Annotated in this window: 14 protein-coding genes; 6 read left to right on the top strand and 8 right to left on the bottom strand. The window is 36.7% G+C overall.

The annotated features are described in order from the left end of the window. The first annotated feature begins 3 nt into the window (after nucleotides 1-3). Complete coding sequence (locus H1R81_RS22815; RefSeq protein WP_181843069.1) at nucleotides 4-981, top strand: bifunctional helix-turn-helix transcriptional regulator/GNAT family N-acetyltransferase; 978 nt, start codon at nucleotides 4-6, stop codon at nucleotides 979-981. A gap of 64 nt (nucleotides 982-1,045) precedes the next feature. On the opposite strand, the gene H1R81_RS22810 is transcribed toward H1R81_RS22815, so the two are convergent. The 3 genes from H1R81_RS22810 to clpB all read right to left on the bottom strand — a co-directional run bounded on the left by H1R81_RS22810 (nucleotide 1,046) and on the right by clpB (nucleotide 6,051). After that, nucleotides 1,046-2,257 (bottom strand): amidohydrolase family protein, encoded by a 1,212-nt coding sequence (locus H1R81_RS22810; protein WP_181843068.1) that lies wholly within the window; start codon nucleotides 2,255-2,257, stop codon nucleotides 1,046-1,048. A 43-nt stretch (nucleotides 2,258-2,300) separates the two neighbouring features. Next, entirely contained in the window at nucleotides 2,301-3,299 is a 999-nt protein-coding gene (locus tag H1R81_RS22805) for a hypothetical protein (protein ID WP_181843067.1), read from the bottom strand. Nucleotides 3,300-3,432: 133 nt separating this feature from the next. Beyond that, nucleotides 3,433-6,051, bottom strand: a complete 2,619-nt coding sequence (gene clpB / locus H1R81_RS22800; protein ID WP_181843066.1) for an ATP-dependent chaperone ClpB — start codon at nucleotides 6,049-6,051, stop codon at nucleotides 3,433-3,435. A gap of 172 nt (nucleotides 6,052-6,223) precedes the next feature. On the opposite strand from clpB, the gene H1R81_RS22795 reads away from it, so the two are divergent. Then, nucleotides 6,224-6,838 carry a YigZ family protein gene (locus tag H1R81_RS22795; RefSeq protein ID WP_181843065.1) on the top strand — a complete coding sequence of 205 codons (615 nt, stop codon included), beginning with the start codon at nucleotides 6,224-6,226 and terminating at the stop codon, nucleotides 6,836-6,838. 71 nt (nucleotides 6,839-6,909) lie between these two features. Here H1R81_RS22795 and H1R81_RS22790 read toward each other — a convergent pair whose 3' ends face one another. The 3 genes from H1R81_RS22790 to H1R81_RS22780 form a co-directional block, all read right to left on the bottom strand. Beyond that, a complete protein-coding gene (locus H1R81_RS22790; protein ID WP_181843064.1) occupies nucleotides 6,910-7,200 on the bottom strand; it encodes a hypothetical protein in 291 nt (96 codons plus the stop codon). 490 nt (nucleotides 7,201-7,690) lie between these two features. After that, nucleotides 7,691-7,870 carry a twin-arginine translocase TatA/TatE family subunit gene (locus H1R81_RS22785; protein ID WP_181843063.1) on the bottom strand — a complete coding sequence of 60 codons (180 nt, stop codon included), beginning with the start codon at nucleotides 7,868-7,870 and terminating at the stop codon, nucleotides 7,691-7,693. A gap of 90 nt (nucleotides 7,871-7,960) precedes the next feature. Beyond that, nucleotides 7,961-8,392 (bottom strand): YkvA family protein, encoded by a 432-nt coding sequence (locus H1R81_RS22780; RefSeq protein ID WP_181843062.1) that lies wholly within the window; start codon nucleotides 8,390-8,392, stop codon nucleotides 7,961-7,963. A gap of 344 nt (nucleotides 8,393-8,736) precedes the next feature. On the opposite strand from H1R81_RS22780, the gene H1R81_RS22775 reads away from it, so the two are divergent. The 3 genes from H1R81_RS22775 to secG all read left to right on the top strand — a co-directional run bounded on the left by H1R81_RS22775 (nucleotide 8,737) and on the right by secG (nucleotide 10,955). Beyond that, nucleotides 8,737-9,681, top strand: coding sequence for a malate dehydrogenase (locus tag H1R81_RS22775; protein ID WP_130020099.1), 945 nt, complete (start codon nucleotides 8,737-8,739; stop codon nucleotides 9,679-9,681). Between the two features lie 194 nt (nucleotides 9,682-9,875). After that, nucleotides 9,876-10,538 (top strand): hypothetical protein, encoded by a 663-nt coding sequence (locus H1R81_RS22770; protein WP_181843061.1) that lies wholly within the window; start codon nucleotides 9,876-9,878, stop codon nucleotides 10,536-10,538. 57 nt (nucleotides 10,539-10,595) lie between these two features. Further along, a complete protein-coding gene (secG, locus tag H1R81_RS22765) occupies nucleotides 10,596-10,955 on the top strand; it encodes a preprotein translocase subunit SecG (RefSeq protein ID WP_181843060.1) in 360 nt (119 codons plus the stop codon). A gap of 84 nt (nucleotides 10,956-11,039) precedes the next feature. On the opposite strand, the gene H1R81_RS22760 is transcribed toward secG, so the two are convergent. Then, nucleotides 11,040-11,414: a DUF2304 domain-containing protein gene (locus H1R81_RS22760; protein ID WP_181843059.1), complete on the bottom strand. Its 375-nt coding sequence runs from the start codon at nucleotides 11,412-11,414 to the stop codon at nucleotides 11,040-11,042. 156 nt (nucleotides 11,415-11,570) lie between these two features. Beyond that, nucleotides 11,571-12,812 carry an ABC transporter permease gene (locus tag H1R81_RS22755; RefSeq protein ID WP_181843058.1) on the bottom strand — a complete coding sequence of 414 codons (1,242 nt, stop codon included), beginning with the start codon at nucleotides 12,810-12,812 and terminating at the stop codon, nucleotides 11,571-11,573. Between the two features lie 244 nt (nucleotides 12,813-13,056). Between H1R81_RS22755 and H1R81_RS22750 the strand changes: the two genes are divergently transcribed. Further along, complete coding sequence (locus H1R81_RS22750) at nucleotides 13,057-14,619, top strand: M20/M25/M40 family metallo-hydrolase (protein ID WP_181843057.1); 1,563 nt, start codon at nucleotides 13,057-13,059, stop codon at nucleotides 14,617-14,619. The last annotated feature ends 173 nt before the right edge of the window (nucleotides 14,620-14,792 follow it).

Raw genomic sequence — 14,792 nt, 5'->3', positions numbered from 1 at the left:
ATTATGGATTTAATATCAGATTTGGGTGCTTTGGCACTCGGTAGTCGTTTAAAACGACTAAGCGACCGCATGATGAAATCGGTTTCGGAAATATACCGAAACTCGGGTGTTGACTTTGAGTCGAAGTGGTTTCCTCTGTTTTATTTATTAAGTAAGGAGGGTGAAAAAGGAATAATGGAAATTGCGGAAATTCTCAATATTTCTCATCCAGGTGTGATTCAGCTAGCCAAAGAAATGGAAAAAGCTGGCTGGATAGTTTCGGAAAAATCGGGACAGGATGCCAGAAAAAGGCATTTAAAGCTGTCTGAAAAAGCGTGGGCAAACCTACCTCAATTGGAAGAAATGTGGGTTAGTTTCAGAGAGAATAATGCAAAAATTATTCGTGCTTCTCAACAGAATATTCTTCTGGCCTTAGAGGAATTTGAGCATTTTCTGGATAATAATGATTTCAAAAAGCAATATTATGAGACTTTCAAAGAAATGAGAGAAAATGCTATTGAAATCAAAATTTTTGACGAAAAATACCAGCGACAAGTAGAGGATATGGTATTGTCTATCCAGAATGGAGAGTTTAATTTAGGGTTAACCGCTCAAAGACAGCCTGATTTACATAATCTGAAAGCTTTTTATAATGATAAAGGCAACTGGCTGTGGGTAGCTCTTAACAAAAAAGACGAGGTTGTTGGTACTATTGGTTTGGAAAGGCTTAATAATGAACAATCTGTTTTGCGTAAGATGTTTATTAAAAAAGAATATAGAGGCAAACCCATTGGTTTAGCTCAGCAATTATTTGACATTTTATTACAAGAAGCCAAACATCAGGAATTTAGAGAAATTTTGTTAGACACCCCATTGGTTACTCATGCGGCTCATCGCTTTTATGAGCGAAATGGTTTTGAATTGATAAGTAATGATTTAGTACCAGATAATTATATTTTGCCTAAGGGGATTTCATTAAAAATCTATAGGTTAATATTATAACTATTAGTGTTTAAAATAGGTGTAGTGAAAATTCAATTTTCCTACTCCACTTATCATCAAGAATTTAAATCAATTGTGCGTTAAAGAAATCAGAAGTCAGGTATTTTCTTGGGTTTACAATAGCTAATTGATGCCAGTATGTTTCGCCGATTTTTTTTCTGAAATTTTCCACCAAATCAAATTCTTTCACATATCTGGTAGTCATAAAAAAATCCGTACCAAAAAGCAGTTTTTGAGAAAGCAAAGGATTCGCATCCATATCTTTACGTATTGCTTCAATCACATCATCACGATAAAGCACGAATGAAACATCTGCATAGGTATTTGCAAAAGCTTTGCGGGTAACAATTTCTTTTACATTCTGATACCATCTCTCGGCAGTTGTACCTTTATTGCCTCCTACAATCGTTTCTTCTCCGCCACAATGTGCAAGACATATTTTTAACTTTGGAAATTTATCTAATACATCCCAATAGTTAAGCGGGTGGAGGAAAAAATCACAAAAATCCGCAGGTTTTTTATCAAGGTTATGCATTATAGTTTGCCTCAGTTCCTGAATAGCCTCAAATACGCCATCCGGCAAATCAGAGTATTGAGTTAAGTAATTGAAACTTACAGGTATTTGTAAACTTTCAGGCACTTTTGAGTCTGCATAATACGCCCCGTCAGGAGTACAATGTGTCATCATAGGAATACTATGTTCCTCCGCAAAACTATACACTTTTTCTAATTGAGGATTAAATGGATAAAAGCCCAAAGATGGATACAGTTTTAATCCAACAAAACCACTATAATTTGTTTTATTGAAGTAAGAATGAAGATACGAAATCAGTTCTACTCCATGCTCTTCCATTCGAGGGTCTATTCCTAAAAAAGGAAGGCAGACATCAGGATACTTTCGCTTTAAATCCTTGATCATAGCCAATTGCGTTTCAAACAGACCGCTACTCCCCTTTTGAGTCATGTAATCGAAATTCATCGTCAAAATTACCATTCTGGCATTAGGGTAGATACCCTGATAACCCTTTCTTAATTCAGTAAAAACATCTTCAACACTTTTTGAAGTTCCTATTAATAAGAAATCAATCATTTTCTTTGTTTTGTTATTTGCCAAAGCTTTCACCAAAAACAAAACAGGCCTTGACAACCACCTTACCCGTAGCAGACCTGCAGCAATCTGAGCAATAATTCGTTGTACATAATTACTTAAAAAAGCGTCGGGTACACAGGTAAAATTGAAGGCGTGTGTATGACAATTAATAATGTTTTTTTCCATGATATTCTGTTTTAAATTTCTTAACCCAATTTGGAAGTTCTAATCAGGGCTTCAATCCTCCATTCCTTACATTTACCAGCTTCTTCAATACATCAAACCAGAAAGGCGCACCAAAACTGATAATTACGGCCGAAATTAACCAACCAATAATTGAATAAGTATAGCCTCCTGAATTTCTGATTTGGTGATGTATTGTAGGAATAAAATTCAGACTCAATGACGAGGTGGTATCTTTTAATCCCGACATATCCCAACCCACTGGCAAACCTATTTCATATAGTTTATTTAATTCATTTTTTACAGAATCAGGAGGAAGATTCTTTACACTATCTTTTGTTAATACTGAAGCACTACCAATTGCTGCTCCCTTTAAACTTGTATTAGTATAAACCGTCTTTAAAATGATAAAGAAATTAACATTAAAAATTAGTGCAACGATAATAGACTTTAAAAATATACTCTTCTTAACATCTTTTTTATACCAACCAGTAACCCGATCCATGTAATTATTATACCAGGTCTCAATATTTGAAATAAGTTTTTCGTCCATTTCCTGAGTAAATTTCACGTCTGAATCGATTTTTTTTTCATAATTCTGAAGGAAAGTATAGAGAAGTACTGTCAAATCACTATATCTTAGTTTATCTACTCCGGCTTTAAATCTCTCTATAAGGCTCTTGCCTGATTGCTCAATTTCAAAAGTCATTTTTCCGGTTTCTTCATCTTGCATATAATTAACCTGATGAGCTTCGCTCGAAATTAATTCAATCAGTGTGGTAGCAAAATTACGACCTTCAATATAGGCAGGTTTTCTTTTATTGGCTTCGCCCAGAATATCAATAGCAGGGTGCATATATATTAAGTCACCAAAATGCTTATTCAGAGGGTCATTCAAAACTTTTTGAATTGCTTTTTTAAGCATTTCACCCCTGTTTTTATAATAACTTGCCCAGAGCTCTTCTATAGAACTGGTTAGTGTAGAGAAAAGGAAATAGATGAATATCATCGAAATGATAACATCTAACATAGGAGAACTTATCATAGCAGGTAATAATTTAGGTGTTCAAAAGATGTTTTGGGATACTCAAAAATAATCAAGATAATAAGAACCGAATATAACAACAAAGGCAGGTTCTTGCAAGAACCTGCCTTTGTTATTATTATACGGCACCCAACTATTCTATTTCCAACGCACCATTCCCCACATTCTCAAAGATTATCTCGCCATCGTTATCCAGTTCCATCATAATCACCGAATCTTTATGCACTTTTCCCGCCAGGATGTCTTTTGAGAGTTCGTTCAGGATTTTGCGTTGCAATACCCTTTTCAAAGGTCGTGCACCGAAACTTGGGTCATATCCTTCATCACCTAATTTAGCCAATACCTCATCGGTCGCTTCTAAAGTGATCCCCTGTTCTGCCACACGCGCCTGAATTTGTTTGAATTGAATACTGATAATTTTATGTAGGTTTTCCTTAGTTAAAGGCTCAAACAAGACAATTTCATCAATACGATTCAGGAATTCAGGTCTTACAAAGGCTTTTAGTTGGTCTAAAACCGCGTTTTTGGTTTCCTCTAAAATTAAATGATAGTTCCAACCCTCGTTTTCGGCAAATTTCTCCTGAATAATATTACTACCCATGTTTGAGGTCATGATAATAATGGTATTCTTGAAGTTTGCCACACGACCTTTATTGTCTGTCAGACGCCCTTCGTCAAGCACCTGTAGCAAAATATTCCAAACGTCTGGGTGAGCCTTTTCTATCTCGTCGAGCAAAACAACACTATACGGTTTGCGACGAATAGCCTCTGTCAATTGTCCCCCTTCATCATAGCCTACATATCCCGGAGGGGCTCCCACCAAACGGCTTACAGCATGGCGCTCCTGGTATTCACTCATATCTATTCTGACCAGTGCATTATCATCATTAAATAGATATTCGGCAAGCGCTTTTGCTAATTCTGTTTTACCTACACCTGTAGGCCCTAAGAATAAGAAACTACCAATCGGGCGTTTAGGGTCTTGTAAGCCCGCACGTGAACGACGCACTGCATCGGCGACCACCTGAATAGCTTCATCCTGCCCCGCTACACGATTGTGTAATTCTTTTTCAAGGTATAATAATTTTTCACGTTCGCTTTGTAGCATTTTAGCCACCGGAATGCCAGTCCACTTGGCTACTACTTCAGCGATATTTTCGGCAGATACTTCTTCATTCAATAGAGTTGAATGCGTAGTATCTGCTTGTTTTTGAATTTCATTCAGTTTATTATTCGCTTCTAACAATCTTCCGTAACGTATCTCCGCTACTTTTCCGTAATCACCTGCACGTTCAGCCTGGTCAGCTTCTAATTTCAATTGCTCGATTTGTTCTTTCAAACTGCGTAATTCATTAATTGAACCTTTTTCGTTTTCCCATTTGGCCTTCAATTCGTTACGTCTTTCGCTCAAATCGGCAATTTCCTTATTCAGAATGCTTTCCTTATCTTTATTATTCTCCCGACGAATGGCCTCACGCTCAATCTCCAACTGCATAATCTTACGGTTCAATTCATCGAGTTCTTCCGGCATTGAGTCCATTTCCAGACGTAATTTCGAAGCGGCCTCATCCATTAAGTCGATGGCTTTATCAGGCAAGAAACGGTCGGAAATGTATCTGTCTGATAGCTCAACGGCTGCAATCACAGCATCGTCCTGAATACGTACACCATGGTGCAATTCATATTTTTCTTTGATACCGCGTAAGATTGAAATAGCATCAGGTACATTTGGTTCGTCTACCATTACTGATTGGAAACGACGTTCTAAGGCTTTGTCTTTCTCAATATATTTCTGGTATTCAGCCAGAGTGGTTGCGCCAATGGTATGCAATTCTCCGCGTGATAAGGCAGGTTTCAATAAGTTGGCTGCATCCATTGCACTCTCGCCACCTGCACCTGCGCCAATCAGAGTATGAATTTCGTCAATAAACAGTACCATCTCTCCTTCTGAATCTGTTACTTCTTTGATAACTGCTTTCAGACGTTCTTCAAATTCACCTTTATATTTTGCTCCTGCAATCAATAAACCCATATCTAATGATACAATGGTTTTTGATTTCAGGTTTTCGGGTACGTCGCCTGATACTATTCTTTGTGCCAATCCTTCTACAATCGCTGTTTTACCTACACCTGGCTCGCCTAATAGAATCGGGTTGTTTTTAGTACGGCGTGACAATATCTGCAACACACGACGAATCTCCTCGTCACGGCCGATTACCGGGTCAATTTTGCCTTGGCGGGCTAAATCATTCAGATTTTTGCTGTAACGTGCAAGGGCTTGATAAGTGTTTTCTGCGTTCTGGTCTTTCACTGGATTGTTTTTACCTCTAAGTTCTTGTATAGTGGATTTTAGTTCTTTTTCTTTAAAGCCTACTTCTTTCATTAAGTTTGCAATGGCATCTTTTCCAGCCACCAAACCCAGATAAAGTAGTTCGACACTCACAAACTGGTCATTAAATTCTTTCAGATAGCTCTGAGATTTTGCCAGGGCTGCCGATAAATCATTTCCCAAGTATGGTTGTGCGCCGCTAACTTTCGGATAGCCGTTAACAATGCTCTCTAAGCGATTGGTAAATAAGTTTCCATTGATATTTAGCTTATTCAATAAAAAAGATGATGTATTGGCATCTTCCTCTAATAATGCTTTTAACAAATGCCCGGTTTCAACAGCCTGCTGCATATTCCCCTGGGCAATCTGAACAGCCTGCTGGATAATCTCCTGAGCTTTTATGGTATATTGGTTAAAGTTCATGATTCAACAATTTTGTATTTGCAGATACATCAACAAAAAATGTGCAGACAGTTTTTTTTCGGAAAAATTGACAGGAAATCATACTTTTTGAATAAATCAGAAAGACAAAAAGGCAGTTTTATTGCCAATACTCAGGCATTTTTAGCAATTTTGGCATTTATTCCAGACCACTATGCTTTTCGACGATACATACACCACCATCAAACAAGCGACAGAAGCGCTATTTAAAGATAGAGGAAGTAAGTTTTTAGCTTTCACATACCCAATTACTAATGAACAGGAGGTTAAAAAGTATTTAGATACACTTCGTGGATTACATCCTAAAGCCAATCATCATTGCTATGCTTATCGGTTAGGTATTGATAGAAGCCAATTCAGGGTAAATGATGATGGAGAACCATCTGGCTCGGCTGGCAGGCCAATTTTAAATGTGCTATTGTCAAAAGATGTTACGAATATTCTGGTAGTAGTGGTTCGTTATTTTGGCGGAACGCTACTAGGAGTACCGGGTTTAATTAATGCCTATAAATCTGCTACAATCGAGGCATTAACTGGTGCAGAACTTATACAAAAAACCTTAAACGATTTATATGAAATTAGTTTTGATTTTGAGGCAATGAATGATGTGATGCGAGTGGTGAAAGAGTTTGGCTTGAAAATCAGTAACCAGACTTATGATAACCGTTGCACCTTGACAATTGAAGTAAGAAAAGCTATACTAAATCAGGTCTTAACAAAAATGGAAAAGATTGATAGTATTAATACGAAGTATTTATTAACCAATTAAAACGCTTACTTAATAAACAAAAAAAAGCAAGACAAAATCCTGCTTAATTTTCTTATTTAATTTATAGTTTGTTAGAAGAGTCTTGCAAACGCAACTGCTACAAAAACAACAATCGATGCCCACATAGGAACTCTGCGGGCTTTGTAAACAGCTACCTTAAATACTTTGAGATATTCCATTCTCAGCCATACTACTACGGCTAACAACAAAAACATGACAGCACTTGAAAACTTAAACGCCATTATATGGGCAGGATTCGTTGAGAAGTAAAGGTAAATATTTACTAATAAAAGTAGGACTCCAAGAAGACCAAATACTTTAACTGCCCATATGTAAGTTTCTTTGTCTATATTATTTCTCATGATTTTGTTGTTTGATGTACAAATGTAAAATAATTATTAAGTATTTGTCAAGTATTTTAAAATAAATTTTGGAAAATTATACTATTACCAAATAATATTCTGATACTAATCTAAATTATTTATCTTTTAATATTAGAATAATACAATAATTATTTTTACAAATCATCAAAAACTGGTTTCAAAAACAATTATGTGGCCTAAAAAAAATCAAAAATATCTTAAACAAGGTTTATTAAGATATTCTATTCACCAACAGTAAAATGTAATTTTTTCAAGAAAAAAAACATAAATAAAGAAACATGATGATTAGGCTACCTCCTGAATTGTGTCCAAAAGTTAAACTAATCTTAGATGCGAAAAAACGAAATAGAAATAAGGGGAGAAGCTCAGGGCAATTGTAAGGGAAGTAGAAGGCAAACAAAAAAACAATAGCAAATCATGCAAAAACACGAATGCTATTGTTCTATGGTTAGGGCTGAATGAGAAAATATTATTTTGTATCTTCTGAAGCTGCCTTTTCGATATTTTCTTTTACTTCACGAGAAGCGTCTTTGAATTCACGGATACCTTTACCTAATCCACGAGCTAACTCAGGAAGTTTTTTAGCTCCGAAAAAGAAAAGGACTACTACCAAAATCAAAACCATCTCTGTTGTTCCAAGACCAAACATGACGTAATAAGTTTAAATGTTTTCTACAATAATTTAATACAAATATAAACGAAATTCAAACAATTAAAAAATTAAATTCCTCTTAAACCTTTAGTTTGGCAGTAGAGCAGTTTTTTTCCATTGTTCAAATTTTTCAATCTCATCACTGATACTTTTAATAATAAACATCAGTAAAGCTACATCGTCGGTAAGACCGACAAAAGGCAAAAAATCTGGTAACAAGTCTATTGGGGAGATAAAGTAAACGAAACCCGCAATAACTTTTAACAGATTCTGGAATTCAATATTTCTATACTCGCCAGTGGCATAAGCTTTCAATAACCCTCCTAATAAAACAACTTTATCCCGAAGTACATCAAAAGTTGCTCCCACTCCTAATCCTTGTACTTTGACAAGCGCATTTTTTAAAAGTTTAAGCAAACTACCTGCATTTTTTGCCAATCTTGGAGCTTTCCCTAAAGCAGTTCTATAAAATGCAGATTCTAATACTCGTGAAAGCAGATTTCCGGTTTCTGATGCCATTTTGAGATTATAAAGCTGTTATATTTAATATAAACGTAAAAAATCTAAAAAAAAGTTAGACTTTAAGGAAAAATACAAAAAAAACAACCTTAAACCTTGTATTATATTGGTTTTGTCCAATAAATTTGAAACGAATTCTAAGGCAATTATTTATTGTCCGCTTAAATTCATTGATGATATAAGTTATATAACAAAATTATTATGATTAAGTTTGTGGCTCAATTATTACATAATACTATTTAACATATTTATGAAACTTCATGTCAATAAATTCTACCCCAAAGCATGATAAGTTTCTAACCAAATAAGTTCCGTTAGGTACGGATTAGGGGTATTATTATCAAATGAAAGTAACCGTAGTTGGTGCAGGTGCTGTAGGAGCAACCACCGCCGATAACATCGCTCGTAAACAGATAGTTGATGAAGTAGTATTGCTTGATATCAAACAAGGAGTGGCCGAAGGAAAAGCAATGGATTTGATGCAGACTGCTTCATTAGAAGGTTTCGATACCAAAATTATAGGTTCAACTAATGACTACGCCAAAACGGCCAAGTCTGATGTAGTTGTTATCACCTCTGGTCTTCCGCGTAAGCCGGGTATGACACGTGAAGAACTGATAGGTATCAATGCAGGTATTGTAAAAGGCGTAGTTACGCAGATTCTTACTCATTCACCAAAAGCTATTTTATTAATTGTATCTAACCCAATGGATACCATGACCTACCTTGCGTTGCAGGTAGCGCAATCTATGGGTGTTAACAAAAAACGTGTAATTGGTATGGGAGGAGCATTAGATTCTTCTCGTTTCCGTTATTACCTGTCACAAGCAATGGGTGTTTCACAAGGAGACCTGCATGCAAACGTAATTGGTGGTCACGGTGATACAACCATGATACCCCTTACCCGCTTAGCCACCTGGAACGGTATCCCTGCAAGCAGATTCATTTCAAAAGAAGCTTTAGCTAAAGTGGCTGCCGACACAATGGTTGGCGGTGCTACTTTAACTGGTCTTTTGGGTACATCAGCTTGGTATGCACCGGGTATTGCTTCATGCTCAATGGTTGAAGCAATTATCCGTGACGAAAAACGTATTGTACCTGCTTCAGTATCTTTGAATGGCGAGTATGGCCAAAAAGATATTTGCTTAGGTGTACCGGTAGTTTTAGGAAGAAATGGTTGGGAAAAAATCGTTAACTATCGTCTGAACAAAGAAGAGCAGGCCGCCTTTGCAAAATCGGCTGACGCAGTAAGAAACATGAATAATGTTTTAAGTACGTTAAGTATCTAAGTCATTACTTGTTATAAGATTGAGTTCTGATTTTTCATATAAAAAATCTCGTAGCGAAATATCTGCGAGATTTTTCTTTTCTATATATAATTATTAAAACAAATCATCCAAATTTATTGTTTTATTCGTAAATTTGATTAAGAATCCTGACAATAAGCTATACCCCTGATTGTTTCTTATAAACGTGCTTACAAATGCTTGACAAGAATAACTTTATCGACTTCCTGAACAATCCGCAGTCGTTAAGTCTTAACGATATTATGCTCATGGAGAATATGACCAAAAAATACCCATATTTTCAACTGGGTTATACCATGATTGCTAAAGGAATTTATACAAAAGCCCCCGAAATTGCCCACGATGCTATCAGAAAAGCAGCTATTTATGCTCTCAGCAGAAATGCCCTTCGTAAAGTGATAGAAAACGATATTGACTGGAATGCCAATATTACTGCCCGATTAATTGATACACCTGTTGAAGTTAAATTTTCGCCCGATTCCATTGAGGAAGAACTAAACCGTGAAAAGTTGGAAGAAGAATTGATAGAATCTATAGCCAAACCTGCTCTACGTAATATTCAGGAAGAACAATTGGCTCTTATTGAGCAATTTATAAAAAAAGAACCCCGTATTCAACCTATACGCACAAACATCACTACCGAAGAAGTCGAAGACCTGAGTGAACGTAGCACTACCATGAAAGGGCCTCTGCTAACAGAGAGTTATGCCAAGATTTTATCCCGCCAGGGGCGTTTTGATCAAGCCATAGAAGTTTATCATAAACTTATTGCAAAAAATCCCGAAAAAAGTAGTTACTTTGCAGCAAAAATCGTGGAATTAGAAAAGAAGAACCTTTAACAGAAGAGGTTTTTGTTTCAAAATAAATATTATTCAAAGTTAATTTTAATTGAAAAAATGTACACTACAATTTTAGTTTTGATGGTTATTGTTGCCATTTTATTAGTTTTAATCGTATTAATTCAAAATCCAAAAGGTGGCGGCATATCAAGCGAATTTAGTGGTGCTGGTTCACAGATGTTTGGCGTGCAGCGCACAGGAGATTTATTAGAGCAGCTTACTTGGGGTTTCTTTGCTTTCATTGTTGTTGGAGCATTAGTTTCAGGGATTTTTATCGACAAAACCGGAACAGCTGGTACACAAGACAATGGCCTGAACGTTGAGAAAACACAAACCCGTCCTGCCACTACTCCGGCACCAACACAAGCTCCGGCTCAGACCCCGGCTAACACAACCCCTGCACAACCGCAGAAATAACATTAGTAATAAGAATACTTTAAAGCCCTGATAAATTGTTATCAGGGCTTTTGATTTATAATTTATTTTCTACCTGAGAGCTTTTTAATCAGACATGGGCTCTGTAGATGATTCTTTTTTTGCATTCTCTTCATTTTCCTGTTTCAGTAAAGCAATTTCTTGTGCCAGCTTGGTCATATTCTTCTGTAGTTTTGAATTGACTATTGACAGATGTAATAAATAAACTAATATAATAAAAATAAAACCTGTAAAAACCAGATTTGGTGCTTCATAAACGCCAAATAATCTCGAAAAAACTTCAAGTCCATTTCGCCAGATAGAAAAAATCCCTAAAAATAACGTACATACTAACCACACAATTGCGTATTCTTCCCGTAGTTTCCCTTTTACAATTAAATAGGCAATAGAAAGAAGAAAAAAGAAATTAACAATAATAGTTATAATCTGAATCCGTTCCATAGTAGCAATAAGGCAATATAAATTTTTTGAATAAACTCCTCTGAATGAATATCAAAGGTAAATATATAAAACTATCTTTTCCTTATGCAAATCCTTGAAATAATAAAGGGGATAGAATTGGCTTCTACCCCCTTCATAATTCATTAAATACCTATATTATTCGTAACGAAGAGATTCAATAGGATCCAGTTTTGAGGCTTTGTAGGCAGGATAAATCCCTGAGATAATTCCGACAACTACACAAACAATGATTCCCATAATCATCCAGCCCCAGGGCACAATAAAACTACTTTTATCACTAATAACTTTAGCAATCACATTGCCGACAGATATACCCAAAATAATACCTCCTAAACCTCCCAAAATGCAGATAACAATGGCTTCCATCAGAAACTGAAGTCTTATTTTGAAAGGTGTAGCCCCTATTGCCTTTCTGATACCAATTTCGCGTGTACGCTCTGTAACCGAAACCATCATGATATTCATCAATGCGATAGAAGCACCTAAAAGAGTAATAATTCCGATTCCAAAACCTCCTACTCTTAAGTAACCTGTTACTTCTTCAAAATCTTTCGCTAAGGCGTCAGAACGCTCTATTTCAAATGACATCGGCCTACCTATAGGGTCTTTTCTTACCCTCCTCATTACCGCCTCAGCCTCCCCTAAGATATAGTCCATATCTGATACATTTGGTACTGAGGTGGTAATATCAAACGTAAGTGTTCTGTTTCCTGCTATTTGTCGGCCGGTCTCTAAAGGCACCAATGCAACCCTATCATCACCACCACCATTAATGCTTCCTTTTTTCTCTAAAACACCGATTACCTTGAACCTTAAGCCAAGTAAAGTAATGTCCTTATCAATCGGATTCTCTTTAGGAAATAATAACGTCGACAGCTCGCTTCCCAAAATCACAACATTATTAGTAAAGTCGATGTCATTTTTATTAATATCCCTACCTGCAAGAAGTTTATAACCTTTAATAGTTAAAAAATCTTCGTCTATTCCACGTATCAGTGTATTTGGGTTTGTCTTGACAGACTTGTATTTTAATTGAGCAGCTCCAGCAACATTAGTATAAATACTGATAGTAGCAGGAGTTTTACCCTGAAACAGAGTTTTATACAACTTCGCCTGTCGATAATCGATAGGAGGAAAATCTTTATCGTTTACCCCCCCGCTTCTTCGTCTCCAGGGTCTTGGACCTTTAATATCAAATGAATTGGCCCCCAAACCAGCAAAACTATTATCTACGGAGCTTTGCATACCATCAATGGCAGTAAGGATACCCACCAAAGAAGTAATACCAATTGCAATAATCAATGCTGTCAAAACCGTACGAAGCATATTTCCTTGTATAGACCGAAGTCCTTCCCGGACGTTTTCTTGTAAATTCATTTAATACAGGCTTAAAAATGAAGAGAACAGACGATACCAGAGGCATCATTACATAATTACAAAGTTCCACAAGAGTTTTGAAACCTACAAACCAATGAGATAATTGATTCAGCCGTTTATCATTATTTTTACATGAATCGTCTCTTTTTTCTCTAAAAAAAGGCATCTTTTGATACTTTTAATTAAAATTAACCAGAATTACCTAATTTAGGATTCTCAATTAACATCACAAACAAACGCTTACATGAAAAAAACAACCCGTTCTCTCATTATTGCACTGATGCTATCAGGTAGCTTTGGTTTTGCTCAAACAAAAGAAACACCCAAAGATCCTGTAATAGCCAACATCATTAAGGAGGCCAATGAGAATTCTCAGCTCGAAAAAATTGCTCATGAATTAATGGACGGTATCGGCCCACGCCTGGTAGGCTCTCCACAAATGCAGCAGGCACACGATTGGGCTGTTACTAAATACAAAGAAATGGGAATCCCGGCCAGAAACGAAAAGTGGGGAGAATGGCGTGGATGGGAAAGAGGCGTATCCCATATTGACATGGTTTCTCCACGGGTTAAATCTTTAGAAGGTATGCAATTGGCATGGAGCCCTGGAACGAAAGGGCAAGCTGTTGTTGCTGAAACAGTTATTATTCCTGATCTGGCCGATTCTCTGGCTTTTCAGAAATGGTTACCGAACGTAAAAGGCAAATTTGTCATGATTTCGATGAACCAGCCTACTGGTCGTCCTGATTACAACTGGGAAGAATTTGCAACCAAAGACTCATTTGAAAAAATGAAATCTGACCGTACTTCACAAACTGATGCATGGACAAAACGCATTAATAAAACAGGATTCAGTAACCGCACGCTTCCGTTAGCTTTAGAAAAAGCAGGAGCAGTTGGCATAGTAATGTGCTACTGGTCAAGAGGATTTGGAGCTAATAAAATTTTTGGAGCCTATACAAAAACTATCCCTACTATTGATATTTCCTTAGAGGATTATGGCCTTTTATATAGACTCACTGAATCTGGCATTAAACCTAAAATTAGTGTTCGTGCTGACTCTAAAGAATTAGGCGTTGTACCAACATTTAATACCATTGCTGAAATAAAAGGTACTGAAAAACCAAATGAATTCGTAATGCTATCTGCACACTTTGACTCCTGGGATGGTGGTACGGGTGCAACTGACAATGGCACTGGTACTATAGTGATGATGGAAGCAATGCGTCTTTTGAAGAAATTTTATCCAAACCCGAAGAGAACAATTTTAGTAGGCCATTGGGGTAGTGAAGAACAAGGACTAAATGGTTCGAGAGCATTTGTAGAAGACCACCCTGAAATTGTTTCAAACCTGCAAGCGTTATTTAATCAGGACAATGGCACAGGCAGAGTAGTAAATATTACCGGGCAGGGATATTTACATGCTTATGATTATATTGGCCGTTGGCTGTCAAAAGTACCTGCTGAATATAAAAAAGGATTAGAGACTCGTTTCCCTGGCGCACCTGGAGGAGGAGGTTCTGACTTTGCTTCTTTTGTAGCAGCCGGTGCTCCAGGATTCTCACTTAGTTCGCTTAATTGGTCGTATGGCACTTATACATGGCATACTAACCGTGATACTTATGATAAGATTGTTTTTGATGATGTACGAAATAATGCTATTCTGGCAGCAATTTTAGCCTATGAAGCCAGTGAAGACCCTGCCAGAACTTCAACGGAAAAAAGCATTTTACCACTTAATACAAAAGGAGAGCCAGGCACATGGCCAGCCAAAAGATCTCCGACACGCAAAGGCGGCTTAGATTAAAAAAATTAAAAGGCCTATGACTCTCTCATAGGCCTTTTAATTGATTCAGTTGTCACGTCCTGAAATAGCGATACACAAAAAAGAGTCGTTATGGAAGAAAAGACTAATTATTCAAGGCGGTCACAGCGAGACTATAGCCTGTCGCTAAAACTTCAAATTGTTCAGGAAGTAGA

The organism is Emticicia sp. BO119, assembly GCF_013912375.1.
GTDB lineage: Bacteria > Bacteroidota > Bacteroidia > Cytophagales > Spirosomataceae > Emticicia.
The sequence above is the reverse complement of the archived record's forward strand: the minus strand, read 5'-3'. Positions and strand labels throughout refer to the sequence as shown.

What these genes read in the sequence shown, in the direction of transcription:
- H1R81_RS22815 (WP_181843069.1), top strand. Translation starts at nt 4, where the DNA reads ATGGATTTAATATCAGATTTGGGTGCTTTGGCACTCGGTAGTCGTTTA.
- H1R81_RS22810 (WP_181843068.1), bottom strand. Translation starts at nt 2,257, where the DNA reads ATGGAAAAAAACATTATTAATTGTCATACACACGCCTTCAATTTTACC.
- H1R81_RS22805 (WP_181843067.1), bottom strand. Translation starts at nt 3,299, where the DNA reads ATGATAAGTTCTCCTATGTTAGATGTTATCATTTCGATGATATTCATC.
- clpB (WP_181843066.1), bottom strand. Translation starts at nt 6,051, where the DNA reads ATGAACTTTAACCAATATACCATAAAAGCTCAGGAGATTATCCAGCAG.
- H1R81_RS22795 (WP_181843065.1), top strand. Translation starts at nt 6,224, where the DNA reads ATGCTTTTCGACGATACATACACCACCATCAAACAAGCGACAGAAGCG.
- H1R81_RS22790 (WP_181843064.1), bottom strand. Translation starts at nt 7,200, where the DNA reads ATGAGAAATAATATAGACAAAGAAACTTACATATGGGCAGTTAAAGTA.
- H1R81_RS22785 (WP_181843063.1), bottom strand. Translation starts at nt 7,870, where the DNA reads ATGTTTGGTCTTGGAACAACAGAGATGGTTTTGATTTTGGTAGTAGTC.
- H1R81_RS22780 (WP_181843062.1), bottom strand. Translation starts at nt 8,392, where the DNA reads ATGGCATCAGAAACCGGAAATCTGCTTTCACGAGTATTAGAATCTGCA.
- H1R81_RS22775 (WP_130020099.1), top strand. Translation starts at nt 8,737, where the DNA reads ATGAAAGTAACCGTAGTTGGTGCAGGTGCTGTAGGAGCAACCACCGCC.
- H1R81_RS22770 (WP_181843061.1), top strand. Translation starts at nt 9,876, where the DNA reads ATGCTTGACAAGAATAACTTTATCGACTTCCTGAACAATCCGCAGTCG.
- secG (WP_181843060.1), top strand. Translation starts at nt 10,596, where the DNA reads ATGTACACTACAATTTTAGTTTTGATGGTTATTGTTGCCATTTTATTA.
- H1R81_RS22760 (WP_181843059.1), bottom strand. Translation starts at nt 11,414, where the DNA reads ATGGAACGGATTCAGATTATAACTATTATTGTTAATTTCTTTTTTCTT.
- H1R81_RS22755 (WP_181843058.1), bottom strand. Translation starts at nt 12,812, where the DNA reads ATGAATTTACAAGAAAACGTCCGGGAAGGACTTCGGTCTATACAAGGA.
- H1R81_RS22750 (WP_181843057.1), top strand. Translation starts at nt 13,057, where the DNA reads ATGAAAAAAACAACCCGTTCTCTCATTATTGCACTGATGCTATCAGGT.